The 26,314-nt window shown below is 37.0% G+C and carries 27 protein-coding genes and 1 riboswitch; of the genes, 14 read left to right on the top strand and 13 right to left on the bottom strand.

Annotated features, from left to right (window positions below; genetic code table 11):
- Window positions 1-68 precede the first annotated feature (68 nt).
- Both mtaB and IA57_RS00965 read left to right on the top strand, forming a co-directional pair.
- Entirely contained in the window at window positions 69-1,397 is a 1,329-nt protein-coding gene (gene mtaB, locus IA57_RS00970; protein WP_036118047.1) for a tRNA (N(6)-L-threonylcarbamoyladenosine(37)-C(2))-methylthiotransferase MtaB, read from the top strand.
- An 84-nt stretch (window positions 1,398-1,481) separates the two neighbouring features.
- Entirely contained in the window at window positions 1,482-2,018 is a 537-nt protein-coding gene (locus tag IA57_RS00965; RefSeq protein WP_036118044.1) for a hypothetical protein, read from the top strand.
- Window positions 2,019-2,033: 15 nt separating this feature from the next.
- Here the strand turns inward: IA57_RS00965 and IA57_RS00960 are convergent, their stop codons facing one another.
- Window positions 2,034-2,330, bottom strand: a complete 297-nt coding sequence (locus IA57_RS00960) for an N-acetyltransferase (protein ID WP_188358234.1) — start codon at window positions 2,328-2,330, stop codon at window positions 2,034-2,036.
- 116 nt (window positions 2,331-2,446) lie between these two features.
- Here IA57_RS00960 and IA57_RS00955 point away from each other — a divergent pair, with 116 nt between their 5' ends.
- From IA57_RS00955 to cls, 3 genes are read left to right on the top strand one after another with little or no spacing between them, the layout of a single operon-like run.
- On the top strand, window positions 2,447-3,115 hold the full coding sequence (locus IA57_RS00955; RefSeq protein WP_036118041.1) for an alpha/beta hydrolase: 669 nt from the start codon (window positions 2,447-2,449) through the stop codon (window positions 3,113-3,115).
- A gap of 49 nt (window positions 3,116-3,164) precedes the next feature.
- Window positions 3,165-4,088, top strand: coding sequence for a lytic transglycosylase domain-containing protein (locus tag IA57_RS00950; RefSeq protein ID WP_036118038.1), 924 nt, complete (start codon window positions 3,165-3,167; stop codon window positions 4,086-4,088).
- A gap of 3 nt (window positions 4,089-4,091) precedes the next feature.
- A complete protein-coding gene (cls, locus tag IA57_RS00945) occupies window positions 4,092-5,546 on the top strand; it encodes a cardiolipin synthase (protein WP_036118035.1) in 1,455 nt (484 codons plus the stop codon).
- Between the two features lies 1 nt (window position 5,547).
- Here cls and IA57_RS00940 read toward each other — a convergent pair whose 3' ends face one another.
- The gene (locus IA57_RS00940; RefSeq protein ID WP_036118032.1) at window positions 5,548-6,120 is read right to left on the bottom strand and encodes a hypothetical protein; all 573 of its coding nucleotides are present in this window, start codon (window positions 6,118-6,120) and stop codon (window positions 5,548-5,550) included.
- A gap of 228 nt (window positions 6,121-6,348) precedes the next feature.
- On the opposite strand from IA57_RS00940, the gene rpmH reads away from it, so the two are divergent.
- Both rpmH and carB read left to right on the top strand, forming a co-directional pair.
- Complete coding sequence (rpmH, locus tag IA57_RS12440; RefSeq protein ID WP_084176696.1) at window positions 6,349-6,507, top strand: 50S ribosomal protein L34; 159 nt, start codon at window positions 6,349-6,351, stop codon at window positions 6,505-6,507.
- A gap of 101 nt (window positions 6,508-6,608) precedes the next feature.
- Window positions 6,609-9,461, top strand: coding sequence for a carbamoyl-phosphate synthase large subunit (carB, locus tag IA57_RS00935; RefSeq protein ID WP_036118030.1), 2,853 nt, complete (start codon window positions 6,609-6,611; stop codon window positions 9,459-9,461).
- A 73-nt stretch (window positions 9,462-9,534) separates the two neighbouring features.
- Here carB and IA57_RS00930 read toward each other — a convergent pair whose 3' ends face one another.
- The 6 genes from IA57_RS00930 to IA57_RS00905 all read right to left on the bottom strand — a co-directional run bounded on the left by IA57_RS00930 (window position 9,535) and on the right by IA57_RS00905 (window position 14,773).
- Entirely contained in the window at window positions 9,535-10,245 is a 711-nt protein-coding gene (locus tag IA57_RS00930) for a DUF3307 domain-containing protein (protein WP_036118028.1), read from the bottom strand.
- 4 nt (window positions 10,246-10,249) lie between these two features.
- On the bottom strand, window positions 10,250-10,864 hold the full coding sequence (locus IA57_RS00925) for a MarR family transcriptional regulator (protein ID WP_036118024.1): 615 nt from the start codon (window positions 10,862-10,864) through the stop codon (window positions 10,250-10,252).
- A gap of 81 nt (window positions 10,865-10,945) precedes the next feature.
- Window positions 10,946-11,506, bottom strand: a complete 561-nt coding sequence (locus tag IA57_RS00920; protein WP_036118021.1) for an acyl-CoA thioesterase — start codon at window positions 11,504-11,506, stop codon at window positions 10,946-10,948.
- The gene (locus IA57_RS00915) at window positions 11,506-11,871 is read right to left on the bottom strand and encodes a hypothetical protein (protein ID WP_036118018.1); all 366 of its coding nucleotides are present in this window, start codon (window positions 11,869-11,871) and stop codon (window positions 11,506-11,508) included. The genes IA57_RS00920 and IA57_RS00915 overlap by 1 nt, the downstream gene beginning before the upstream one ends.
- Before the next feature lie 13 nt (window positions 11,872-11,884).
- Window positions 11,885-13,219 carry a DNA recombination protein RmuC gene (locus IA57_RS00910; protein ID WP_036118015.1) on the bottom strand — a complete coding sequence of 445 codons (1,335 nt, stop codon included), beginning with the start codon at window positions 13,217-13,219 and terminating at the stop codon, window positions 11,885-11,887.
- A gap of 45 nt (window positions 13,220-13,264) precedes the next feature.
- Window positions 13,265-14,773 carry a reverse transcriptase domain-containing protein gene (locus tag IA57_RS00905; protein ID WP_036118012.1) on the bottom strand — a complete coding sequence of 503 codons (1,509 nt, stop codon included), beginning with the start codon at window positions 14,771-14,773 and terminating at the stop codon, window positions 13,265-13,267.
- A gap of 462 nt (window positions 14,774-15,235) precedes the next feature.
- On the opposite strand from IA57_RS00905, the gene IA57_RS00900 reads away from it, so the two are divergent.
- Window positions 15,236-15,967, top strand: coding sequence for a hypothetical protein (locus tag IA57_RS00900; RefSeq protein ID WP_036118009.1), 732 nt, complete (start codon window positions 15,236-15,238; stop codon window positions 15,965-15,967).
- Between the two features lie 5 nt (window positions 15,968-15,972).
- Here the strand turns inward: IA57_RS00900 and IA57_RS00895 are convergent, their stop codons facing one another.
- The 3 genes from IA57_RS00895 to IA57_RS00885 form a co-directional block, all read right to left on the bottom strand.
- A complete protein-coding gene (locus IA57_RS00895; RefSeq protein ID WP_036118006.1) occupies window positions 15,973-16,767 on the bottom strand; it encodes an ABC transporter ATP-binding protein in 795 nt (264 codons plus the stop codon).
- Window positions 16,768-16,869: 102 nt separating this feature from the next.
- Window positions 16,870-17,886 carry a FecCD family ABC transporter permease gene (locus tag IA57_RS00890; RefSeq protein ID WP_036118003.1) on the bottom strand — a complete coding sequence of 339 codons (1,017 nt, stop codon included), beginning with the start codon at window positions 17,884-17,886 and terminating at the stop codon, window positions 16,870-16,872.
- A gap of 6 nt (window positions 17,887-17,892) precedes the next feature.
- Window positions 17,893-19,035, bottom strand: coding sequence for an ABC transporter substrate-binding protein (locus IA57_RS00885; RefSeq protein WP_036118688.1), 1,143 nt, complete (start codon window positions 19,033-19,035; stop codon window positions 17,893-17,895).
- 70 nt (window positions 19,036-19,105) lie between these two features.
- Window positions 19,106-19,377: riboswitch (cobalamin riboswitch) on the top strand.
- Window positions 19,378-19,412: 35 nt separating this feature from the next.
- On the opposite strand from IA57_RS00885, the gene IA57_RS00880 reads away from it, so the two are divergent.
- Window positions 19,413-21,248, top strand: coding sequence for a TonB-dependent receptor plug domain-containing protein (locus IA57_RS00880; protein ID WP_036118001.1), 1,836 nt, complete (start codon window positions 19,413-19,415; stop codon window positions 21,246-21,248).
- Window positions 21,249-21,251: 3 nt separating this feature from the next.
- Complete coding sequence (locus tag IA57_RS12805) at window positions 21,252-22,313, top strand: YncE family protein (RefSeq protein WP_036117998.1); 1,062 nt, start codon at window positions 21,252-21,254, stop codon at window positions 22,311-22,313.
- Between the two features lie 52 nt (window positions 22,314-22,365).
- Here IA57_RS12805 and IA57_RS00870 read toward each other — a convergent pair whose 3' ends face one another.
- On the bottom strand, window positions 22,366-23,796 hold the full coding sequence (locus IA57_RS00870) for a S41 family peptidase (protein ID WP_036117994.1): 1,431 nt from the start codon (window positions 23,794-23,796) through the stop codon (window positions 22,366-22,368).
- Between the two features lie 131 nt (window positions 23,797-23,927).
- Between IA57_RS00870 and IA57_RS00865 the strand changes: the two genes are divergently transcribed.
- The 4 genes from IA57_RS00865 to IA57_RS00850 are packed head-to-tail and all read left to right on the top strand — an operon-like array spanning window position 23,928 to window position 26,061.
- Complete coding sequence (locus IA57_RS00865; RefSeq protein WP_036117990.1) at window positions 23,928-24,437, top strand: RNA polymerase sigma factor; 510 nt, start codon at window positions 23,928-23,930, stop codon at window positions 24,435-24,437.
- Complete coding sequence (locus IA57_RS00860; protein ID WP_036117988.1) at window positions 24,424-24,906, top strand: hypothetical protein; 483 nt, start codon at window positions 24,424-24,426, stop codon at window positions 24,904-24,906. The genes IA57_RS00865 and IA57_RS00860 overlap by 14 nt, the downstream gene beginning before the upstream one ends.
- 27 nt (window positions 24,907-24,933) lie before the next feature.
- Window positions 24,934-25,500 carry a DUF4252 domain-containing protein gene (locus IA57_RS00855; RefSeq protein WP_036117983.1) on the top strand — a complete coding sequence of 189 codons (567 nt, stop codon included), beginning with the start codon at window positions 24,934-24,936 and terminating at the stop codon, window positions 25,498-25,500.
- A 9-nt stretch (window positions 25,501-25,509) separates the two neighbouring features.
- A complete protein-coding gene (locus IA57_RS00850; RefSeq protein WP_036117980.1) occupies window positions 25,510-26,061 on the top strand; it encodes a DUF4252 domain-containing protein in 552 nt (183 codons plus the stop codon).
- A 52-nt stretch (window positions 26,062-26,113) separates the two neighbouring features.
- Here IA57_RS00850 and IA57_RS00845 read toward each other — a convergent pair whose 3' ends face one another.
- Window positions 26,114-26,308, bottom strand: a complete 195-nt coding sequence (locus IA57_RS00845) for a hypothetical protein (protein WP_036117978.1) — start codon at window positions 26,306-26,308, stop codon at window positions 26,114-26,116.
- Window positions 26,309-26,314: the final 6 nt, after the last annotated feature.

Genomic DNA, 26,314 nt, shown 5'->3' with positions numbered 1-26,314 from the left:
ATTTGCAGCCATTTCTTATGGTAAAGATAAATTTTAACCTGTCTTAAAACAAGTTTGTGAATATAAATATGGAACGTAAAAAGGTCGCATTTTATACCTTAGGTTGTAAGCTTAATTTTTCAGAGACATCAACCATCGCCAGAAGCTTTATTAACGAAGGGTTTGATCGCGTAAGTTTTTCTGAACATGCAGATGTTTATGTGATTAATACCTGCTCGGTAACAGAAAATGCCGACAAGCGTTTTAAAACCATAGTTAAGCAGGCACAAAAGGCAAATCCCAAAGCCTTTGTTGCGGCCATTGGCTGTTACGCTCAACTTAAGCCGCAAGAACTGGCCGATGTTAACGGTGTAGATTTGGTGCTTGGTGCAACAGAAAAATTTAAGATTACCGATTATTTAAACGACTTGACCAAGAACGACATGGGCGAAGTGCATTCCTGCGAAATCGATGAAGCCGATTTTTACGTGGGAAGCTACTCTATTGGCGACAGAACCCGGGCGTTTTTAAAAGTTCAGGATGGTTGCGATTACAAATGCACGTATTGTACCATTCCTTTGGCACGAGGCATTTCGCGTAGCGATACCATGGACAATGTTCTGCAAAATGCCAAGGCAATATCAGAGCAAGGCATAAAGGAAATTGTATTAACAGGCGTTAATATTGGTGATTATGGTAAGGGCGAGTTTGGTAACAAAAAACACGAACACACGTTTTTGGATTTGGTGACCGAGTTGGATAAAGTTGAAGGCATCGAGCGCCTTCGTATTTCTTCTATAGAGCCTAACTTGCTAAAAAATGATACTATAGACTTGGTGTCGAAATCCAGAGCATTTGTACCGCATTTTCACATTCCCCTGCAAAGTGGTAGCAACGATGTTTTAAAGAAAATGAAACGCCGTTACATGCGTGAGCTTTATGTAGATCGGGTTGCCAAGGTACGCGAAGTTATGCCACATGCTTGTATTGGAGTTGATGTTATTGTTGGCTTTCCTGGCGAAACCGATGCCCATTTTTTAGAAACCTACAATTTTCTGAATGAATTGGATGTGTCCTACCTTCACGTATTTACATACTCCGAGCGCGATAATACAGAAGCCGCCAACATGGAAGGTGTGGTACCCAAAAAAGTACGAACAAAGCGCAGCAAAATGTTAAGAGGTCTATCGGTTAAAAAGCGCCGTTCATTTTACGAAAGCCAAATAGGGACCAATCGAACCGTTTTGTTTGAAGGCGAAAATAAAGAAGGATACATTCATGGGTTTACCGAAAACTACGTTAAGGTAAAAGCCCCTTGGGATCCAGCGCTGGTTAACACCCTTCAGCAGGTAACGCTTACCAAAATAGATGAGGATGGGTTGGTTAGGTTTGAATTTGCCGAAGTATGTGCGAATTAAGCTTCATCCAATATTTAAGCCGTTAATCTATATTTTATTAAAAACTTTAAGGGGTTTTGTAGCTTTATAAGCTAATTTCTTAACATGAAAAATGTATTGTACGGGGTGGCTTGTTTGGCCTTGGGGTTTGTTTTTAGTTGTGAAGACAAAGATGATGTTGTTCTAGCGAAAACAGATGCTATTTATGGCGAATGGGAGCTGCACTCGTGGTCTGTAGGGATTGGGTTTGATGCTGATGGAGATGGCGCCTACAATGAAAACCTAATTGCTGAACTGGCATGCGACAACCACGAAGTTTTGCTAATAGAAAACACAGGGGTTTTATCGTTTAACAATGTTTACAATCCAGAATATAGCATTACAAAAGATGACGAAGAAAATTACAGCATTAACGCTTCTTGCGACGATGAGGGGCATGTAGGACTAGCAACCTCTTTCGAGTTTAACAACGGAGTTATTGTATATTCAGATGCTAGGGAGTTGGTGTTGGATAACGGTGTTTTAATTGCTGTATTTGAAGATGCTGTAGCGGTATATGCTTCAGATGAAGATGATGATGACCATGTGTTGGAAACAAGGCACCTAACAAAAATCTACACCAAAAGGCGGAGTGAAGAATAGTGTTTTTTTCAGTGGTTAAATTCTTACCCCAACAGGAAGCATGCTTTTGTAACGTTTGTTTTTTCGTATGAATTTTGCGATTTCTGGGCTTGTAGGAACAACACTTAAATTGCGTTCTTCGATATGGCCAAATACAACAGTTATAAAATCACTTTGAAATTTAGTAGAATTAATCTCTTCGGGGATAACGAGTTTTGTTAAAAATATTTTTCGTTCTTGGAGCGAGTATTCAATTTTGGCTAAATGGTCGTCGACTTTTAATTCAAACTGGCGTAAAAAGTCATTATCTACAAGATCAGCGGCATTAATCATAATAAAAAATTTATTAACAAGGAATATTTAGGAGTAAGTACTATTTTCAATAGTTTTGTAACGCAAATTTACAAAAAAATATTGTTAAAACGAAGCTGTTTAACGGTTTATCTCCTATGAATACCAAGCTTGTACATGTTTATTTTATGCCGGGAATGGCGGCCAACCCCAAAATTTTCGAGTACATAAAATTACCCGAATCGCAGTTTATAGCGCATGAACTAGAGTGGGAAATACCTTTCGAAAAAGAAACCCTAGAGGCTTATGCTAAGCGCATGTCGCAAAAAATAAAACACAATCAAGTTGTGCTCGTGGGGGTTTCGTTTGGAGGGATTTTGGTGCAAGAAATGCAAAAGTATGTTGGAGCCAAGAAAGTAATCGCTATATCGACAGTTAAAACCAAGTACGAGCTTCCAAAACGCTTAAAACTGGTTAAATACACTAGGGCGTATAAGTTAATCCCGGCTAGGGCATTTCAAGATATAGACTATTTAGCGCGATTTGCCTTTGGAAAAACCGCAACAAAGCGTGTGGAATTGTACAAGAAATATTTATCGGTAAACGATGCGCATTACATGCGATGGGCCATTAAGCAAGTGGTTTGTTGGGATAGAGAAACTCCCTTAAAAGATGTAATTCATATTCATGGCAATAAAGATCGGGTGTTTCCGTATTATCATATAAAGAATTGTATAACCATAGATGGTGGCACACACATTATGATCATTAACAGGCATAAATGGTTTAATGAGCATCTGCCTAAACTAATTTTAGGAGAAACTTAGAAGAAAATATAAACGCTTTTTATTAAATTTATAAAAACAAAATTGGGTTATGAAAATGATTAAAAACATGTTGGCACTTTTAGGGCTAGCCTTAGTGGGAGGACTTTTTATAAATGCATTTCAAGATGCTCCTACCGATGAGAATTTTGAAAAGAAATTAGTGAACGATTACAATGTTTATGCACTTCAAGTGCCAGATAATCTCGAGTTTGCTGGCGAACCAGTGCCTTTAAACAACCCCGATATTTACGAGCGTATGGATAGGGAGTTGTTGGTAAACACCTATTGGCAGTCTAATGGATTGTTAATGTTTAAACGCGCCCAAAAGTATTTTCCTGTTATAGAGCCCATTCTAGCAAAGCACGGTGTGCCAGACGATTTTAAATACCTAGCGGTAATAGAGAGTGGGTTAACCAACGCCGTTTCTCCTGCAGGGGCACGTGGTTTTTGGCAAATTATGAAAGAAACAGGACGTGAATATGGTTTAGAGGTTAACGATAATGTAGACGAGCGCTACCACCTAGAAATGGCTACAGAGGCTGCTTGCGAATACCTTAAAAAATCGAAAGCACGTTTAGGTTCATGGACCCTTGCTGCTGCGGCATACAACGCAGGCAATTATGGCATAACTAAAGAGCTGGAGCGACAAAATGTAACAGCATATTACGATTTGTTATTGGGAGAGGAAACCGGCCGCTATGTGTTTAGAATTTTAGCTTTAAAAGAAATTTTAAACCACCCTAACAAATACGGCTTTAACTTTAGAGACAAGGACCTTTACAAGAATGTGCCAACGTATAAGGTTGCGGTAGATACTGCGGTTACCGACTTTACAAGTTTTGCAGAGAAGTTTGGTATTAACTATAAAATTTTAAAAATACACAACCCGTGGTTAAGGGATAAGCATTTAAATAACAAATCAAGAAAACAATATTTTATCGACATCCCCAAGGACGGTATTTATACAGATTAAAACATGCTTGAATTTGTAAAAAGCCATTTTTGGAACATTTTAATTGGGGTAAACTATATGTTGGCCATTTCGGCCGCTATCGTTATCCTTTTTAAAAATATTAATCCTTCAAAAACACTATCATATATTATTGTGCTAGTGTTTTTTCCGTTTTTTGGATTGCTTATCTATTACTTTTTTGGGCAAGAGTACAGAAAAAATAAAATCTTTAACCGCAAACGAATCCTCAACAAATCGGTTGTTAAAAGGGTTCAGGAAGAGCAGGTTCTTAATAAGCGCGAACTGGCTGATGTTAGCAAAAAGCTAAACGAAAAAATAAAACTGGTTAGACTGCTTCACAATAGCGATAAGTCGCCACTAACCTTAGAGAACGATGTCACGCTTTTAATTGATGGCAACATGAAATTTAAGCAGTTGCTAAAAGATTTAAAAGCGGCCAAGCATCATATTCATTTAGAGTATTACATTATAAAAGACGATAACATAGGCACCAAGGTGATAGATGTTTTGTGCGAGAAAGCCGAGGCAGGTGTAAAGGTTAGATTAATTTTTGACGATGTTGGTAGTAAAATATCGCGAGCAGCCCGAAAAAGATTAAAGCAAAGTGGGGTTGCATTTTTTCCGTTTATGCCTGTACTTTTTCCGCGGTTTTCAGGAAAAATGAACTACCGCAACCACAGAAAAATAGTTGTTGTTGATGGCGAGATAGGCTATGTAGGAGGGATAAACATTTCCGATAAATACGTGAACTATGATGATGCCCAACAATATTGGCGCGATACCCATATAAGGCTGGTGGGCGAAGCTGTAAAGCAACTTCAAATACATTTTTTAACCACCTGGGATTTTGTTTCGGGAGCTTCCTTAAGCATTACCAGTAGCTATTTTCCAGAAATAACTTGCAAAAAAGATGTGGCAGTCCAGATAGCAGGAAGCGGCCCAGATACCGATTGGGCCAATATTATGGAGGTTTTAATACTTGCTATAACCACCGCCGACAAGTATGTGTACATTACAACGCCGTATTTTATTCCTAACGACGAAATAATTACCGCCATACAAATTGCCGATAAGAGTGGGGTAGAAGTAAAAATAATTGTGCCCCAAAAGTCCGATTCATGGACTGCAGAACATGCCACAAATTCGTTTTTAGGGCCCTTGCTCGAGGCAGGAGTAGAGGTTTACCGCTATACCAAAGGATTTGTACACGCCAAAACCGTTGTTATTGATGATGTGTTTTGCACCGTAGGGACGGCTAATATGGATTACAGAAGTTTTAATATCAACTTTGAAATCAACGCCTTGATTTACAATAATGAGGTAGGCGCCCGTTTAAAGCAACAGTTTTTAAAAGATTTGGAAGCTTGCGAGAAATTAGAACTTAATAGCTGGCAGCAACGCCCGGGCTACATTAAGCTTCAAGAGTCTTTCTGTAGGCTTTGGGCACCGCTATTGTAGCTTATCTTCTTTTGCCAGGTCTTTGTTGTCTGTGCCCACCAAAATGTTGGTTAGGCATTTGTGCGCGTTTCATGTTCTCCTTCATCATTTTAATTTGATCGTTTAACATGCCGTGCTTGTCTAATTTTTGGGCTTCGGCAAGAAGGGTTTGTGCTTCTCTTTTTCGTCTTTTGGTTAAAGCAATACCTGCAAGGTTTAATTTAGCCATAGCCAAATCATGGTCCATAGATAGGCCAAGGGAAATGGCTTTTTTGAAATATTTTTCGGCTTCGGCCATATTGTCTTGAGACACCATGATGCCATGCAAATAGTTGTAATACCCCTGTTGTTTTTTTATTAATGCAGCTTCTGGATTTTTAATTTTGTTTAACCATTTTTTGGCGCCCTCAAAATCCTGCTTTCTCAGCCTAAGAAAAGCCAAAAGAATAAATTCATTCTTAAAATATAAAAACACAAAAACAGCTGCCAATAAAATAAGCATAATGCCGTTTCCTATAAAACCTTCAGTAAATTGATAAACAGCAAAAGCAAGGATTAAACCAGCGATAATTAATTTAAAAACCTTATTGTACATAATCGTTATTTCGTTTAGATTTTAGATGGAAATTAACCGTTGTAAAACGAATTTCCGTATTGGTTGTATATTTGGGCTACAAAGAAACTAAATTTTTATTGAAAAAAATTTTTAAAATAAAGGTTTGTCAAATAAAAAAGGCTTTGTATATTTGCGCCTCGGTTTTAGGGAGTAAAACCTCGAGATTGTAAAAATACGAATTAATCAAGAAGTTAAAGATATAAAGAAATGAAAAGAACGTTTCAACCATCAAAAAGAAAAAGAAGAAACAAGCACGGCTTTAGAGAGAGAATGGCTACTGCTAATGGTAGAAAAGTACTTGCTCGTAGAAGAGCTAAAGGCAGAAAAAAATTATCTGTATCTTCTGAATTAAGACATAAAAAATAAATGAATTAACAATTGTTAATATATTTAAAGGTGTTACTATGGTAGCGCCTTTTTTTATATCTCGTTTTAACTAATTTTGCAATATCCTACAAAATAAGATTATGCCAAAAAATTCAAACTTAAAATCTATATTGATTATTGGTTCTGGTCCAATTATTATCGGCCAGGCTTGTGAATTTGATTACTCTGGAACTCAAGCGTTAAGATCGTTACGTGAAGATGGAATAGAAACCATTTTAATCAATTCTAACCCTGCAACCATCATGACCGACCCCTCTATGGCCGACCATGTATATTTGTTGCCGTTAACAACAAAATCGCTTGTTAAGATTTTAAAAGACCATCCGCAAATAGACGCCGTTTTACCAACCATGGGTGGGCAAACAGCCTTAAACCTATGTATAGAAGCCGATGAAAAAGGCATATGGGAAGACTTTGGTGTTGACATTATTGGTGTAGATATCGATGCGATTAACATTACCGAAGACCGCGAGAAATTCCGCGAGCTCATGTTAAAGATAGGCATTCCAATGGCACCGCAGGCCACTGCAACCTCTTACTTAAAAGGGAAGGAAATTGCACAGGAATTTGGATTTCCATTAGTTATTAGAGCCTCGTTTACACTTGGTGGCGCTGGAGCTTCTTTTGTACATAAAGAAGAAGATTTTGATGAACTTCTAACCCGCGGATTGGAAATTTCGCCCATTCACGAGGTTATGATCGATAAAGCCTTATTGGGCTGGAAAGAATACGAACTGGAGCTGTTGCGCGACAAAAACGATAATGTTGTTATTATTTGTACCATAGAGAATATGGATCCTATGGGCATACACACCGGAGACTCTATTACGGTAGCACCAGCCATGACCCTAAGCGACAGAACCTTCCAGAGAATGCGTGATATGGCCATTCATATGATGCGTAGCATAGGCGATTTTGCCGGAGGATGTAACGTACAGTTTGCTGTTAGCCCAGACGACAAAGAAGAGATTATTGCCATAGAAATTAATCCACGTGTATCGCGATCTTCTGCTTTAGCCAGTAAAGCATCGGGGTATCCTATTGCAAAAATTGCGTCTAAATTAGCCATTGGGTATACCTTAGACGAATTGAGCAACCAAATTACAGGGTCTACATCGGCCTTGTTCGAGCCAACCTTAGATTACGTTATTGTAAAAATACCACGTTGGAACTTCGATAAGTTTGAGGGTAGTGATAGAACTCTAGGGCTTCAAATGAAATCGGTAGGCGAGGTTATGGGAATTGGTCGCTCGTTTCAAGAGGCTATTCACAAAGCCACACAGTCGTTAGAAATAAAACGTAATGGCCTAGGGGCAGACGGAAAAGGCTATAAAAATTACGACCAGATTATAGAAAAGCTTAAATATGCTAGTTGGGATCGGGTGTTTGTTATTTACGATGCCATCCAGATGGGAATTCCGTTAAGCCGTATTCACGACATTACCAAAATAGACATGTGGTTCTTAAAACAATATGAAGAACTTTATGCTATTGAAAAAGAAATTTCAACATATACAATCGATACCATAGACAAAGAGCTGCTTTTAGAAGCCAAGCAAAAAGGCTATGGAGACCGCCAAATTGCCCACATGTTGGATTGTTTGGAAAGCCAAGTATACAACAAACGTGAAACGTTGGGTATAAAGCGTGTTTATAAGCTGGTAGATACTTGTGCTGCCGAGTTTAAAGCCCAAACGCCATACTATTACTCGACCTTTGAAAATCAAGTAGAAGCCTCAAACGGCGAACGTTTTGTAGACAATGAAAGTGCGGTAAGCGATAAGAAAAAAATTATTGTACTGGGCTCTGGACCAAACCGTATAGGTCAAGGTATAGAGTTTGATTACTGTTGTGTGCACGGTATTTTGGCCGCCTCAGAATGCGGTTACGAAACCATAATGATTAACTGTAATCCAGAAACGGTTTCAACCGATTTCGATACGGCCGATAAATTGTATTTCGAGCCTGTATTTTGGGAGCATATATACGACATTATAAAACATGAAAACCCAGAAGGGGTTATTGTTCAGTTAGGGGGGCAAACGGCTCTAAAACTTGCCGAAAAGCTAGATCGCTACGGCATAAAAATATTGGGCACCAGCTACCAATCGTTAGATCTGGCCGAAGACCGCGGAAGCTTTTCAAGCCTATTAAAAGAAAATAACATACCATACCCAAAATTCGATACAGCAGAGTCTGCCGAGGAAGCTTTAAAAGTGGCAGATACGCTAGATTTCCCTATTCTGGTAAGACCATCTTATGTATTAGGCGGACAAGGGATGAAAATTGTTATCAACAAACAAGAGCTAGAAGAGCATGTGGTAGACTTGCTTCGTAAAATTCCAAACAACAAGTTGTTACTAGACCATTATCTAGATGGCGCCATAGAGGCCGAGGCCGATGCCATTTGCGATGGAGAAAATGTATACATTATAGGAATAATGGAGCATATCGAGCCTTGTGGTATTCACTCGGGCGATAGTAACGCAACCTTGCCACCATTTAATTTGGGTGATTTGGTTATGGAGCAAATAAAAGATCATACCAAAAAAATTGCCTTAGCATTAAATACCGTAGGTCTTATTAACATTCAGTTTGCTGTGAAAGACGACAAAGTTTATATTATAGAAGCCAACCCAAGAGCTTCTAGAACAGTACCGTTTATTGCAAAAGCCTATGGCGAGCCTTATGTAAATTACGCTACAAAAGTGATGCTAGGAGATAAAAAAGTAACCGACTTTGATTTTAAACCTCATTTAGATGGTTACGCTATTAAGCAACCTGTATTCTCTTTTAATAAATTCCCAAATGTTAATAAACAATTAGGACCAGAAATGAAGAGTACTGGAGAAAGTATCTTGTTTATAGAAAGTTTAAAAGATGATGAATTTTACGATCTTTATGCAAGACGTAAAATGTATTTGAGCAAGTAATTTTAACATCCTCAATAAAGAAAAAAGCGCTTAATAAGCGCTTTTTTGTTTTTAGTATCTTCTTATTTTACAGCTAAACTTTTAACGAATTGTAAAGCAAGCCAGTAACAATAGCTATCCCAAAGCTAATTAAGGTGCCAATTAAAACATATTCGGTAAGTTTTCGTTGTTTGCTTTCCTGTAAGTCACCAAACCTAAAAACCGATTTGGCAGTAATAAGAAAGCCTACGGCTTCCCAGTGGTCTGTTATAATAAATGCAAATACTAGCAAACGCTCTAGGATACCAATATATTTTCCGGCATCTTTTAAAGACTCGTTCCCTGCAGTTAGTTTTTTTAATTGCCACTTGCTAAAAATAACTTGCATGATAATAGAGGTTGGTTTGGTTAGGAAAATAACAGCAGTTACTATGGCTAACCCATTGGCGAGGTTAAAATTCTGTGATAAAAAGGCCTCGGGTTTGGTAGCTATATACCATGCGCCTAAAATTACTATAAGATGAAGGAATTGGTCGAGAAAGAACCAAAATCTTTTGTTTTTTTGTTTTTGAAGCAGGAGCTTTGCGGCGTCTATAAGTCCGTGGGAAATGCCTATTGCAACTAAAAATGGCGCAAGAGCCATGTTCCAGGTAATTAAAAAAAGAAGTCCCAAATGAATGGCTATGTGGACATAAAACTTAGGCGACCTTAACGTTCTTTTTTCTTTCTCTTTAACCCATTTTTTGGGTTGTAGTAAGAAATCGCCAATTAAGTGGGCTAAAATTAACTGTGTTAAGAGTATCATGGGTTTAATGGCTTTGGCTTATCTTTTTTTGGTACATTTTATTGACTTCTAAAACCTCGTCAAGGTATGCCCGTTTCATGCGTTTGCTAACAGCGTCTTGACTTATGCCAATTAAACGGGCAATTTCTTTCTGTATTTTATTCTTGTTCTCTAAATGTAACTTTACAATTTCGGCAGAATTGGCAGACCAATGGTCCATAGGAATGCTTATTAGTTTTAGGATAAGGTTAATTTCATCATCTATATACGAATTGCCAACACCGCTTATTTTAAGGTTAATTTTCTCTTTTTTAAGTTGTTCGAATACGCTTCCTGAGGCCTGGAAAGCACTTCCGTTAGATTCGGTAACGGTTTGGCCTTCAAATGTTTTAGAGCCTATCCCGATAGCGAGTCTTACATCTAGCCCTTTAACGGTTTTTATACACGCTTTAATATATACAGCCCCAATAAAAGCCTCAAGCGGATCTTGTATTTCTACTTGAAAGCTATCGCCCCTATAAATTTCCCAATACCTAGAATGTCCCGAAATGGTTTGTAGGGCCTGCTTTAAAGGCGCTAGCCATACTTTGGGGTCGTGTGTGGTAGAGTTTATAATGTCTCCGGTTATTACACTTGTCATAACATGCCTTATTTATGGAATAAGTAAATATATGCCTTTTTCAAGGAATAAACAAGCTTATGCCTTTTTTAAAGCATGTTTTTATTGATAATGGTCTGGCAAATCTATTTTGATGTTGTACCCTTTAAGGACTTCAATATAAGCGTCTAGCGAAAAGGAGGTGCTGTTAAATTCCTGTAGTCTATTTTGTTTGGTTTCTTTACGTTTAAGAGCTTTTAAAAAACGTTTCACCTCTGTTTTATCATTTAAGATTAAGCCAGGTACTGCAACGGGATTACCGGTATTGTCTTTGGCAACCATGGTAAAATAAGACGAATTACAGTGCTTAATGGCTCCAGTTTGAATGTTTTCAGACTCAACACGAATGCCCACGACCATCGAGGTTCGGCCAACATGGTTTACAGAGGCTTTCATGGTAACGAGTTCGCCAATTTCAATAGGGTTTAGAAAATCTACCGTATCTACCGAGGCGGTTACACAATAAGCTTCAGAATGTTTGGAGGCGCAAGCAAATGCAATTTGGTCCATTAGGCTTAAAATATAGCCCCCGTGAATTTTCCCGCCAAAGTTAGAGTGGGAGGGCTGCATGAGTTGCGATATAGAAACCCTAGAGGCATCGACAGTTTTAAATGGGTGTGTCATTATCTTGTGTATTGGTAGGTAGTGGTATCTTCTTCAACCTTGGTAATAAAATATTTGGTATCGCCAAGCCAGAACAGGGTACTAAAACGCTCGAAATAATGCAGTTTTACAAATTTACCTTGCAGGTTGGTAAGGTCTTCAATAACTTGTTGTTCCTTGTCTTCTACCGAAAAGGTAAACACTTGGGCATCGGACACGCCTTGGCTTATCTCGCCCTCCCAGGTTTTAAATAGCATACCTTTATGGCTAAATTTTACTAAGCGGCCGGCGCGAACCCCTTCGCTATAAGAGGCAAAATATAGAAAGGATAAATAGCCTAAAAAAACGATGATTACAAGAATTAAAAATCTAACAAGATACTTCATAAATAGTGGTGAATTAAAGGTCTTCGTCGTTGTCGTTGTTAACAGCACGTTTTAAAATGGCTTCGGGTAGCGATTTTTTGGCTTTGGCTCCCATATCCTTAAGTTTTTGCACACGGCCAATAAGGTTGCCTTTGCCCTCTACCAATTTGTTCATGGCGAGTGCGTAATCGCTTTTTGCTGCGTCAATTTTTTTGCCAACACCTGTTAAATCGGTCACCAAGCCCTCAAATTTATCATAAAGCGCTCCGGCTTGCTTGGCAATTTCCAAGGCATTGCGCTGTTGTTTTTCGTTGTTCCACATGGTATCTACGGTTCGTAGGGTAGCCAGTAGGGTGGCGGGGGTAACAATAACAATGTTTTTTTCGAACGCTTTGTTGTATAGGCTGTTGTCTTCGTTTAGGGCGATGGCAAAAGCGGGTTCTATAGGGATAAACATGAGCACAAAATCTGGCGATTCCATATCGTAGATGTCTTCATATTTTTTAGCTGAAAGCTGCTCGATATGCTTTTTTATTGAGTTTAAATGGGCTTTTAGGTGTATGGGGCGCTGATCGTCCTCTGCATTGGCGTAGCGTTCGTAATCGGTTAACGATACCTTGCTATCTATAATCATGCGTTTGCCATCGGGTAAATGCAATACAACATCGGGCATAATACGGGAGCCGTCTTCTCTGGTAAAGTTTTGCTGTACAAAATACTCGCGGTCTTTTTCCAGCCCAGATTTCTCCAAAACACGTTCCAGTACCAATTCGCCCCAGTTACCTTGCATTTTACTGTCACCCTTTAAGGCTTTAGTAAGGTTATTGGCTTCTTTGGTCATTTGTTGGTTGAGGTCTTTTAGGCCCAACAACTGCTCTTTTAAAGCCGAATGCATGCTGATGCTTTCCTTTTGAGAATCTTCAACCTTTTTTTCAAACGTTTGAATTTTTTCCTGTAAAGGATTCAGAATTTGTTTGATGTTTTCTTTATTCTGAATGGTGAATTTTTCACTTTTCTCATCTAAAATCTTACTGGCCATCAACTCAAAATCCTTACGGAGTTGCTCTTGCTGCTTAACCAGTTCTTCGTCGCGCTTAAGGTTTTGTTGTTGTAGGTTTTCAAACGCGGTATTTTTACGTGCTAACTCGGCGTTTAAAAATTCTTTTTCCTTGCGTATGGCTTCACGATCTTGGTCGGTTTTATTCAAGGATTCCTTTAGGTTGTTAATTGTATTGTTTAGCTGAAGCTGGCGCTCCTCTAGGGTGCTTTGCTCGCTTTTGCTTTTAAGTTTGGTGATTACCATACCGAGGTAACCGCCAATAACACCCGATAAGAGAATGGCAATGATAAGAATTAGGCTGTCATTCATAAGTTATTTATTGAAATTATGTAAATTTAATAATAATAAAGGCAATTATTTTTCTTTAACATTTGAAAAATCATATTTTAAAATGTTTTTTTGAAGAATTTTCCAATGATTTTTCAATTGTCTTTTTATTTCAGGAGCGTTGAGTTCTTCAGAAGCTTTGTATACATACCTTAAGTAGTTTCCTCTAAATTTTCTATCAAAAGTTTTAGAATTTTGTTTTCCATTAATAAACTCTACTTTTCTAGTCTTTATTTTACGAGTTTTAACACCTTTAAAAGAATATAAACGATAAATTTTTCTTTTAAATATTGGAGCCTCATCCAATAAAGTATTCTTTTTTATTGATTCAACTCTTTTGTGCTTTCGTTTTATGGTTTGTTTCATAGCTCTATAAAACTTTGCCAAATTTTTAGACTTAATGAGTGTTTGGTAACCATAAAATTCAAATCCTAAATAGTTGAGAGGTATATTTTTTTTAAGACTACCATCTTTATTTATTTTGAAAGATTGCAGCTTATTACTGTCTCTTTTGAATAGGATTTTTTCGGTTTTCTCTATTGAAATTTTAAGTTTAACATTTTTAATTTCATTTAGTATTACATTCTCGACTTTATTAATTTCTTCTTTTTTACACAAAATGATTATGTCGTCAGAGTATCTTCTATAAAAGACATTATTTTCATTACACAGCTTGTTTATTATTGCTTCATCAAACTCTAACATATAAATATTTGCTAACAAAGCACTAATAGGTAGCCCTTGAGGGATTCCTTTTAAAACACCTTTTTTATCTTTTTTCTGATTTTTATGGATGATTACATCACTTTCAATTAATTCTTTAAGATTTTCAAAAAAAGATACTTTTCCTTTTTTTCTATTAGAAGCAATTAGTTTTTCGTCAAAGTGACCATTTTTATTTTTAAGATCATTTAACCTAACATAAGAAAAACGAGTAGTTGCTTTAAATAAATTGTAATGATCTTTAGGAAGAGTTTTATGACCAAGAATATTTGCCCATGCTAATTTTAATTTTTTGTGATTTAGACTAGGGAAAAAGTTTTCTATATCTAAAACTAAAGCTACGCAATCATTTCTAGTTTTAACTTCATTAAAAACATCTTTAGCAAAATGAATATTATTTTTAAAACTTTTTCCGCAGTCAGTTCTTATTTGCCTGTATGCAGTGACACATTCAGAGAGCAAAGGTTTCTGTTTTAAGTAGGTTTCGTAGCTTGGTGCTATTATTTTTTGTGTGTAGTAAGTAAAAATATGAGCATCAATATGACTAGCATATAAAATTTCTCTAACCTTTTTGTTAGAAACTACTTTTCCATTTTTTACTTTTTTATGAGATCTTTTTGAAATACCATTGAAATCAGAAATTTTATAACGTCTTTGCTTTATTTCTTTAAAAATAAGAGGTGAAAATGAATGCGAAGTAACTTTTTGTTTACTAGTTATATACTTAAAAATAGACTTTCTTTTAGAAATCGGTGTTCTATTTGTAAAATGTAAATAACCTCTATCCTTAAACCAATCTTTTTCTTGTTTCATAATCACATAAAAAAGTAAGAGAAGTTCTCGCGCGTGTTTATAACAGAATAGAACTTACATCTTAAAGAAGATTGAACCATTAGCCGAATTCTCGACTCACGCTGCATTTATACGTCTAATAATAAATAACATATATTATGATAGCATTAATTATAGTAATAATCAATTCAGCTTTAGAAGCCTTTGATGTATCCCAAAGCTTTGGGTTCATCAAGGTCTTCATTAGAATTATTGAGGTAGTATTAATAATACAGAAAATAATTTCTAATGATTTATGTAACAAATTGACCAGAAATACTCTATACTTAATCTCCGTATTTATTGTCCCTTTAAAAAGGTTGGATTAAGTGATTAACCAAAAGGTTAATACAGTAGTTCAACAAATGTTTTATTCCTTTTAACTAAAGAACTTCCTTACTTTGAGCTAAATATATATATTTATTTAATTATAAAATATTTAGAATGCTAAAAAATAAATTTAAATTAGGTGAAATAGTTACGTTTAAATCTCACCCATTATTATATGATTATTATATTAAAGGAGATGGTAAATTGGTGCCTCCTTTCATGGTTATTACAGAGATTGAGTTTGAAACTAAAAAGAAACAAGTGGTCGATGAGACTACAGGCTATAAAATTGCAGAACGTATAAAATACAAATGTGTTTTTTTTGATGATAACAAAAGTCAGTTTAAAGAGGTCTATGTTTATGAAAGTATGCTAGAAAATTTTAAATCTATTTTTATAGCAAAGAAAGGTGATACAGAAGAGTCTGGTTCTTATGAAAGCTTAATTAAAGAAGCAGAAAAATATAAAATTCCAAAGTATAATTATTCTAAAATAGTTTATTTTAAAACTAAAAAATTTGAAATATTTAAAAAGAGAACTTCAACAAGAATTACAGAGAGTGAGAAAAAAGGTAAGATTAAAAAGTCAGAAAAAAAATTAATTCAATATGTCGTTAATTATGCTACTCCAGATTTTGTTTTAACTGGTATTAAAAAACAATCTATTGAGAATGCCTTTTATTCTAATGGTAATAAAAGAAAGATAGCATCAGAAACACTTTATAAAGTAAAATGGTTTAACAGTTTTCAAATGAAATTCAGTGAGCAGTTTCTGCCTAGTGAATGTTTTATGGAAGACCAACCATTTCCTACTACAATCCCGCATTCTTCATCAGAGGAAGAATAAATTAATTACTGCTTCACTCTAAAACTGCCTGTTTTCTCATCAAAAGCAATCATGTCTTCAGGAAACAATTCATTAAAAACACCTTTTGAAATCAAATTGCAAGGCGTGTTAGAAATCACTTGCGAATGGCTCATCACAATCATTTTGTCACACAATTGAATGGCTAAATTTATTTCATGCGAAGAAAACAGAATGGTTTTGCCTGTTTCTTTTGAAAGCTTTTTAAGCAATTTTAAAATGTACGCTTTATGGTACATGTCTAAATGCGTGGTAGGCTCGTCTAGAATGATTAGGTTGGTGTCTTGAGCCAAAGCTCGTGCAATCATAACCTTTTGAAGTTGGCCATCGCTTAGCTCGTAACATTTTTTGTTTTTTAATGGTTGAATGTTAGTTTGTAATAACGCTTTTTCTACAATCGATATATCGTTATTAGAGAGGTTGCCAACCCAGTTGGTATAAGGTTGTCTGCCTAAAGCAACAAGCTCAAAAACCGTTAAGTTTTTAGATGCCGGTTGCTCGGTTAATACCACACTCAAACTTTTGGAAAGTTCTAAATAGCTCGTTTCGGCAAGAGAAACACCATTAATAACAACAGCGCCGTTTAAAGGTTGTTGTACTTTGGTTAGCGTGCGCAACAACGTAGACTTACCAATACCATTGGCGCCAACCAAACCAATTAATTCGCCTTGTTTTAAGGTTATGTTTATGTTGGAAGCAATCACGGTTTGTTGCTTTTTAAGCGCATAACCTATGGTTAGGTTTTCGGTTTTTAGAACGGTATGTTGTGCTGTTTTTGTCACTTAATAATTACGTTGTTTTGCCGTGCTGGATTTAATTCAGTATCTAATAAACTCCACATCGATTGCGGCATGACAGTCTTGTTTCTTGATTTTTCCTCTCATTTAAAATAGCATTTTACGTTTACGTACCAACAGCCAAATTACCACGGGCGCACCAATTAATGAGGTTATAGCATTTATGGGTAAGGTGTAGTCGCTTGTAGGCAATTGCGCAATACTATCACAAATAAGCATAACAATAGCGCCCATTAAAAAAACAGCGGGCAATAATATTTTATGGTTAGAGGTTATAAATAGTTGTCTTACCATATGCGGAATGGCCAATCCAATAAACGCAATGGGGCCGGCAAAGGCCGTAATGGTACCTGCTAATAAACTGGTGGCAATAATAATAATAAACCTGCTTTGCGAGATGTTTAGCCCAAGGCTTTTAGCATAATTTTCACCCAATAAAAGGGTGTTTAAGGCTTTTATAGAGGCGATACTCAAGACAAGACCGAAAGCATAAATTAAGGTAAAAATGAACAATTCGTTCCAAGACAGGTTTCCTAAGCTCCCAAAGCCCCAAAATATGTACTGTTGTAGTTTTTGTGCCGAACTAAAGTAGGACAATACACTTACCACTGCAGAGGTAATACTACCAAACATGAGTCCGATAATTAGAATGGCCATCGTATCCCTTACCTTGGTAGAAACGACCAAAACAGCCAATAATACCAAAAAACTTCCAATACTTGCGGCCAGAACCAAGCTCCATTTCGAGATTAATAATGCAGCTAAGGCGCTCCCTGAAATGCCGGCACCAAGAATTAAAATGGCTACACCCAAACTTGCACCAGAGCTTATACCTAATACAAAAGGACCGGCAAGCGGATTTCTAAATAGGGTTTGCATTAAAAGCCCGGAAATGCCCAGTCCAGACCCCACTAAAATGGCTGTAAACGCTTTGGGTAAGCGGTAATGAAGTACAATATAGTTGTCTGAAAATCCCGTAAGGCTTTTTGCAATTTCGCTAACGGGAATAGATACCGACCCCAAGCTAATGTTGCCAAAAAAGCAGACAATTAGTGTAGCGACTAAAACAATAAACGGTAGTTTGTATTTTTTTTGATCTGACAACGGTTACTATTTTAACGGTTTAAAAAAGTAGGGTTCGTATTCTGGTAACACATTTGGGTGGCAAATTTTAACCAAATCTTTTAGGACCAAATCGGGTCTGGCCGTACCTTCTTCGTAGTAGGTAACGCCCCCGGTTTTTCCCGTTGTATTAACAAAAGAATAGATGGTTTTATTTTTATACGGCTTAAATTGAGTGTAGTGTTCATTGGCCTTTTTTAAGGCTTCCAAAGAGTTGTGGTACGAAGGGCTTAGCCACAAATCAGCATCTTTAGCTTTGGTGTATACGGCTTCAAAACTAAGGGCTAAGCTGCCTTTTCCTGTAACGTCTTGCCATAAATAGTTTGCGTTGGCATCTTTAAGCAGTTGGGCTTCTGGGCTGGTGCTGCTAGGCAAATACCAAACATCTTTTTCTAGCGCACCACTTAAAACCGTTGGTTTGTGGTCAAGTTTTGCGGCCAGTTGTTTGACACTTAAGTAAGCGCTTTCAATTTTGTTGAAAACCGAATCGGCTTGTTGGCTTTTATTATAAAGTGCACCAAATAGTTTAATCCATTCGGCTTTTGCCAGTGGTGAGTTTTCAACCCAATCGCCATTATAAATTACTGGGATGCCCGATTTTTGAATGTTTTCAAAGGTACGGTTGTTGCCGTCTATGCCAAAGCCAATAACCACTTCGGGCTTTAGCTCTAAGAGAACTTCGGTGTTAATACCTTCGTTTTTCCCTAATTCACGAATCATGGCCTTGTCGATTAACTCACGAACTTTTTTGGAAGATACGTAATCGGTACCAGGAAACCCTACCAAACTTTGGGTTTCTTCTAAAAGCTCTAAAGCGGGAATGTGGGTGGTAGAAGTGACTACAATGCGTTTAATAGGCGTTGCAATAATGCCGTCGAAAGCTGTTTTGTCTAGGGTAAGGCTTGCCAGATTTTCTTTTGGAACCAAAGCGTATTTATAGGTTTTTTCAGATTTTGGCCAGGGATGCTTTATGTTGAGCACCTTAAAGGTTTCGTGCTGGCTAATTGAAAAGCCTTTGGCGTATTTAAATTCTGAAACAGCCATTGGCTGTTTAATAACATCAGATTCTTTTGAGTGGTCCTTGCAGGAAACAAGGCCAAGAAGTAAAATGAGAAGAAGGAGTTTTTTCAAAACAGCATTAATTTTCATTCAAAAGTAATATTATTTAAACTTATGGGGAATACCTGATGTAAAATGTTTAATTTTGCAACGAAATTTTGGTTCGGTATTATTGTTAATATCGATTAAAAGGGAATCCAGTGAAAAGATAGGTGATTGCAGATTTTATCTAATGTCACGAATAGTTAATCTTCAGTCTGGAACTGTACCCGCAACTGTAAGCATATTGCCCAATTTAATAGGGTGTCTCTTTAAAAAGAGTTGCTGTCTACTTCAATAAAACCACTGGTGAAAACTGGGAAGGTAAAACAGCAAAATGCAAGTCAGGAGACCTACCAAAGTTCAAAACTAAAAATAGTAAAGCTTTCGGGTAAAAGGCTTCTTAGCTTATGAAACAAGGTTTATTTATCGGTTTTTTCTGGTGTTTTTGTTGTGCTGCCTGGGCGCAGACCTCATTAGACTCTTTGCAGCAATTAGATGAGGTGCTTTTAAAGGCAGATAGGTATTTAAAAACCTTTTCGAACACCCAATCGGTTAATGTGCTTAAAGATAGTGTTGTAACGAGAAGCACAGCGTCTTTAACCAATTTGCTTAATTACAATTCCGGAATTTACTTTAAGGAGAATGGTTTGGGTATGGTGTCGTCGCCTTCATTTAGAGGAACAACGGCGCAGCAAACAGCAGTGACTTGGAATGGTATTAACATTAATTCGCAATTTAATGGCCAAACCGATTTTAATACCATTAACATTAGAAGTTTTAATGATATAAGCGTACGTAGTGGTGGCGGTAGTGTGCTTTATGGGAGCGGAGCCATAGGAGGGTCTATTCATTTGAATAACAACCTAACTTTTAATGGTGGATTTGAAAATTCCCTGTATGCCAATTACGGCAGTTTTAACACGGTAGATGTAGGCTATACTTCGCGCTTTTCTTCAGATAGGTTGAGTGTTGATGTTGCCATAAGCAGAATCCAGTCTGATAATGATTATACGTATGTAAATAGCGAAAAAGAAAACTTAAACGGCGCCTTTTACAACCAAAGCCTAGCGGCAAATGTGGGGTATAAAATCAATTCGAAAAACTCCCTAAAACTATACAGCTATGTGTTTGATGGCGAACGTCATTTTTCTTTGATATTTCCAACAGAAACGCCCACAAAATATCAAGATGTAAACTCTAGAACCATGTTGGAATGGCTTGGCTTGTACCAAAGGTTTACCTCTACATTAAAGCTTGCATATTTAACTGAAAAATATAAGTATTTCCCCAATATAAATAAAGAGTTACATACGTTTGGCGAGGCCAAAACCCTATTAGGAAAGTATAATTTAGAGTATAAACTTTTAGAAAATGCCACACTACAAGGCGTTGTTGATGTTACCCATACCAAGGGCGAAAGCTCCAGTGTAAATAAAACTAATAGAACCATATCTGGATTTAGTTTGTTGTTTAAACAACAATTAAAAAATTTCTTGTACGAAGCCACTTTAAGGCAAGAGGTTACTAATAATTACGAAAGTCCGTTGTTGTATAGTTTGGGGCTTCAATACAAATTGGGCAAGCATTATACGGTTAATGTAAATGGCTCTAAAAACTTCAGAATCCCTACGTATAACGATTTGTATTGGGAAGGCAGTGGCAACACCAATTTAAAACCGGAAACCGCTTATCAGGTAGAGTTTGGTCAAGAATTATTGTTTAAGCACATTACGTTTAAAGCTACGGGGTTTTATAATGACATTACCGATATGATTCGATGGCTACCAACAGGAAGCCTGTGGCGACCCATAAACACAGACCATGTTGTTACCTATGGTTTGGAATCGCAGCTTAAAATTAATGTTAATCTAAACGCGCACAAGTTGTCATTTGGCGGGCATTATGCTTACACCGTTTCAGAAAATCAAGAGACCAAAAAGCAACTTATTTATGTGCCCAAGCACAAAGGTTCAGCCATGTTTAACTACCAATATAAACGCGCCTCGCTTTATTACCAAGCCTTATTTGTGGGTGAGGTTTTCACCCTGTCCGACAACAATCCAAGGTACATGATTGATGCTTATACAGTTTCTAATCTTGGTGCAGAATACGCGTTAGGAAAAGCCCAGCAGTTTGTTTTGGGAGTCCAAGCCAAAAATATTTTTAACGAAGATTACCAAAGCGTGGCCGATAGGTTTATGCCTGGTATTCATTATAATTTTTATTTAAACTTTAATTTCTAAACTATGAAAAACGTATTAAAATTTCTAACCTTTAGCCTGTTGTTTGCTTTAATAACAACCTCTTGTAGCGATGATAAAGACGATGTGCTTCCGCCAGTCGTTTCTTTAGGCGACTATGAAAATGGTATTATTGTAAGTGCCGAAGGTGGGCCGGCTTCTATATCATTTATTTCGAACGATTTTTCGGTTACCGAGAATAACGTTTATGAAAATGTAAATGGCGAAGCTCCAGGCGTGTATTTACAATCTATAGGGTTTAATGATGATAAAGGGTACATTGTTTCAGATAACGTGAACATTATTAATGTTGTTAACCGTTACACTTTTGAAAACGAAGGTGCTGTAACAGCCGGTTTACAAACCCCAAGATATATCGATTTTGCAAACGGTAAAGGGTATGTAAGCAATTGGGGCGATGGTACCGATGCTAATGATGATTTTATTGCGGTTATTAATTTAGCAACAAATGCTGTTGAAACTACAATTCCTGTTGGGGAAGGACCAGAACGCGTTTTGGCTAATAACGGTAAAATTTATGTGTCTCATAAAGGAGGCTGGGGAAATAACAACATCGTTTCTGTTATAGATGTTTCTACCAATGCTGTTGCAACAATAACCGTTGGCGATGTGCCAGACGAGCTGTTTTTTAATAGCGCTGGAGAGCTGGTTGTATTAAGTGAAGGAAAAGCGGCTTGGACCGGAGATGAAACAGCAGCTTCTATTTCAAAAATCGATGTATCGACCAATACCGTTGTGGAGACTTTAACATTTGCAAATGGTGAACACCCAGGTCAAATGGCTTTTGATAACGGAACCATTTATTATGTATTAAATAATGGGGTTTACGAAATGCCAGAAACGGCTGCGGCATTGCCAACAGCAGCTGTAATAGATTTAGGTGCTATAAATACGTATGGTTTGGCTGTAAGCAATGAAAATATATATGTAACAGATGCCAAAGACTTTTTCTCGGCAGGAGATTTGTTGGTGTACAGTATAGATTCTGGGAACTTAGTAGATACCTTTGTAGTAGGCGTAAATGCTTCAAAAATTTATTTCAACTAAATAAAGATTGCATAAAAATAAAAAAGCCGCTCTAAATAGAAGCGGCTTTTTTTTATTCTAAGTTTTCGGGATCTAAAAACATCATATCTTCAAAAGAAGAGAGGTTTATTCGGGTTAAAATAGGCTTTTGGACTTTAAAGGTATTGGGGGCCATTCGTCCTGTTCCTAAAATGTCTGCAATAGCAGCTGCCAGTAAGGGCTCGTTTACATCGCCTAAAACGCCATAGTTATTTGGGGTTTCTGTAATTTCAATGTTAGGTGTAAGCCCAGACGAAGGCACTTGCTCGTCGTTTGCATTAACCGTAAGGGCAACAAGTGGTTGCATGGCATAACGATGATTGGGATTGATATCGGTTTTGTTGGTGTAGGCAGGCGAATCGTAAAGGGTAATAGATGCTTGTGGTTTTCCTGTAGTATGGTTGCCAATCTGTACCACATTAATATAACTTTTTAAGCTGTTAATAACCATTTCGCTTGCCGATGCCGAACTTTTAGAGGTTAGTACATAAACTTTATTTAAGTTTAAGGGGGATAAGGTTGTCCCATTATAGGTGTTGGTAAAGTTATAGGTTGTGTTGTTGGCTTGTAAATTGGCATTGTAATTTAACTTGGTAAACACATCGCCATTAAATTGCCCAGTAACCATGCTACCTAAAAGCGCAGCCGTATTAACCGATCCGCCCGGGTTGTATCTTAAATCCAGAACCAGATGTTGGATGTTGTTGTTTTGAAATTCGGAAAACACATTAATAAGCTCGTTGTTAAAATCGGAAGTAAAACCATTGTAGGCTAAATAGCCTAAGCTTTCGCCATTAACATCAATAATATTTGTTTTGTGTATAGGATTTTCGGTATAAGGCACTTTAGTAAGTGCTGCACTTTCGTTATTAGGCAAGATAATATCGTCATCCATTGTTTCGGTGCCATTATCATTATAATTGGCAAAATGTAGGGTGTAACTGTCTCGGTTAAAAAGCGCAGTATAATTGTTAATGGTAAGTTCTTGCCCGTTTATGGCATGCACAACTTGCCCCCGTTCAAGACCTAAGTACGATGCTTCACTATTGTTTAGGACCAACCTAATTACGGCAAAAATATTGGTAGCACTGCCAGGTTCGTAATAAAGGTTAAACTCTAGACCGTTACTTTTTTTTATACCGCTTAATTGTTGTTCTAAAGCAATGTAATCGTTTACAAGCCAGCTAAACCTATCAACGGTTTCGCGTTGGTAAATAAGGCTTTCAAAAAAGCTTTCTGGAGTGGCATAACTGCTTATGTAGTTTTCGTAGTTGGCGGTTTGCGATAGGTTGGTCTCAAGCTCCGGAACGTTATATTTGTATAGGTAAAATATGTTCATCCCGCGGTAAATAAAATCATTAATGTCTTTAGCAGATGTAGGGTTGTCGTCCATATCATCAAAGCAGGAACAAAGGAAACCAGTCGATAGGGTAAGTAAAAGTAAGACTACTTTTGTATTTTTCATGGTGGGTCTAGGGTTGTTTAAGGCTTAAAAATACTTACTTTAATACAGAATGAAAATTTTTTGTAACAAAAAAGCCCCTTGGTCGTCGTAACAGTAAATAGCATTAATATGTTGTTTTAGCTAACCAAAAAATGAATCAAAAGGAATTTTTAAATATTGTCATGCCATTTAAAGACAAGGTGTTTCGTTTGGCTAAGCGGCTTTTGGTCTCTACAGAAGAGGCTGAAGATGCCACCCAGGAAATACTGTTGAAACTGTGGAGCAACAAGTCGAAAATAACAAAGTACAACAATGTAGAAGCGTTTTCGATGACCATGACTAAAAATTTTTGCTTGGACAAGCTAAAATCGAAACAAGCACAGAATTTAAAAATTGTCCATAGCAATTACCAAGACCACAAAGTTTCCTTGCAGAAGGAATTGGAAGCAAACGATAGTGTAAACTGGGTGGCAAAAATTATAGAAGCTTTGCCCGAACAACAAAAAATGGTCGTTCAGTTAAGGGATATTGAACAATACGATTACGATGAAATTGCCAAAATGCTTAACATGAACAACACAGCCGTTAGGGTAGCCCTATCGCGAGCACGAAAGACCATACGGGAACAATTAACGAATACGCATAATTATGGAATTAAATAAGATAAATAAATTGCTGGAAAAATACGACAATGGCACAACCACGCTTCAAGAAGAGCAGCAGTTAAAACGCTATTTTTCACAAGAGACTGTACCGCCACACCTTGAGAGTTATAAGGCCATGTTCGCATATTTCTCGGCAAACGAAAAAGAACAGTTTACCAAAGACGTTCCATTAACACCAAAACGAAACAATACTTTTTACATCAAGTGGATTTCTGTCGCAGCCGTAGCCGTTCTTTTAATAGGGGTGTTCTTTAAGTCTAATGTTTTTGTACAAGAAGACCTTGGGACTTACGATGACCCCGAAATGGCCTATAACGAAGTTGTAAAATCGTTAGAAATGATTTCAAGCAACTTTAACAAAGGCGCCAAGAAGGTAAATTATCTAAACGCTTTTAATCAAGGAATCTCTAAGGTAGATTACCTTAACGAAATGGATAATACCACACGTTTAATCTTTAAAAAATAACCCATGAATTTTATAAACATAAATACGATGAAAAATAGAATAGCCCTTTTAATTATGGCCATCATGTTGTTGCCTTTAACAGCTTCGGCCCAAGACATTTTTGCAAAATACAGCGAAAATCCAGATGTAACCTATGTCTCCATTAAACCAAAAATGTTTCAAATGTTGGCAAAGATGGATATCAATACCGACGATCCAGAAGCGCAAGAATATCTTAATATGGTGAATAGCATTACCAGTTTTAAAACAATTGTTACAGACAACGCGGCAATATCTAAAGATGTTGTAAGCTGGGTAAAATCGCGAAAAAGCGCTTTAAGCGAGTTAATGGAAGTTAAGGACGATGGTGTAGAAATGAAATTTTACATAAAAGAAGGAAAAGACGAAGACCATGTTAGCGAGTTTTTAATGTTTGTAAATGGCCTTTCTAAAGTTACCGAAGGCACCAACATTGAAGTCAACGGTAAAACGCGAAACTTCGAAACAGTGATTGTTTCCTTAACAGGCGATATCGACCTAAACCAAATCTCTAAATTAACCAAGAAAATGAACATTCCTGGGGGCGAGCACCTTGAAGAGAAAAACAAAAAATAACCAGAACGCATGAAACAATCAATCAAAAAACACCTTTATGGCTTACTGGCATGTCTTATGCTGGTAAGCTGTAATAACCAGGAAACGTTGCAAACCTATTTTGTAGACCGTCAAGAAACTCCAAATTTTACATCGGCCGATTTGCCAACATCTATCGTTTCGTTAGAAGAAACCTTATTAACAGACGACCAAAAGGATGCCTACCAGTCTATAAAACGTTTAAATTTTCTGGGCTATAAAATTAAGGACACCAGTAATTTAGCAGACTTTAATGCTGAGGTTTCCAAGGTGAAAAACATTTTAAACGGTTCTAATTATAACGATCTTATGGAGTTTAATAGCCATGGAGGGAAAGTTGTTGTTAAATACTTGGGCGACGATGAAAAAGTAGACGAGTTTATTGTTTTTGGAAACTCTAAAGATATGGGATTTGGCATTGTAAGAGTGTTGGGAGATGATATGTCGCCCGCCAAAATAATGGCATTAACCGAAGCCTTAAAAAATGCAGATATAGACGAAGACCAGCTAAAAGGTCTCACAAATTTTTTTGTTGGCGAGTAATCTTAATTAACAATCTTGTAATAAAAAAAGGCTTGCGAACGCAAGCCTTTTTTTATTTAGAACGCTCTTTTTTTATCTCTTTATCGGGAGGGGTTTTATTAAAAACCAGATTAACTACCACAACCAAAAAAAGAAGCAGCAAAGTAACGCTAACGGCATAATTATCCAATACCCCTAAAATACCACAAACAGAAAACCCAAGTACCACTACGGCGCAAAGTATAATAGATTGTTTGTCGGTTAGCATAGTTGG

Source organism: Mangrovimonas yunxiaonensis, assembly GCF_000733475.1.
Classification (GTDB): domain Bacteria; phylum Bacteroidota; class Bacteroidia; order Flavobacteriales; family Flavobacteriaceae; genus Mangrovimonas; species Mangrovimonas yunxiaonensis.
This window is presented reverse-complemented; position numbering and strand designations above follow the sequence as displayed.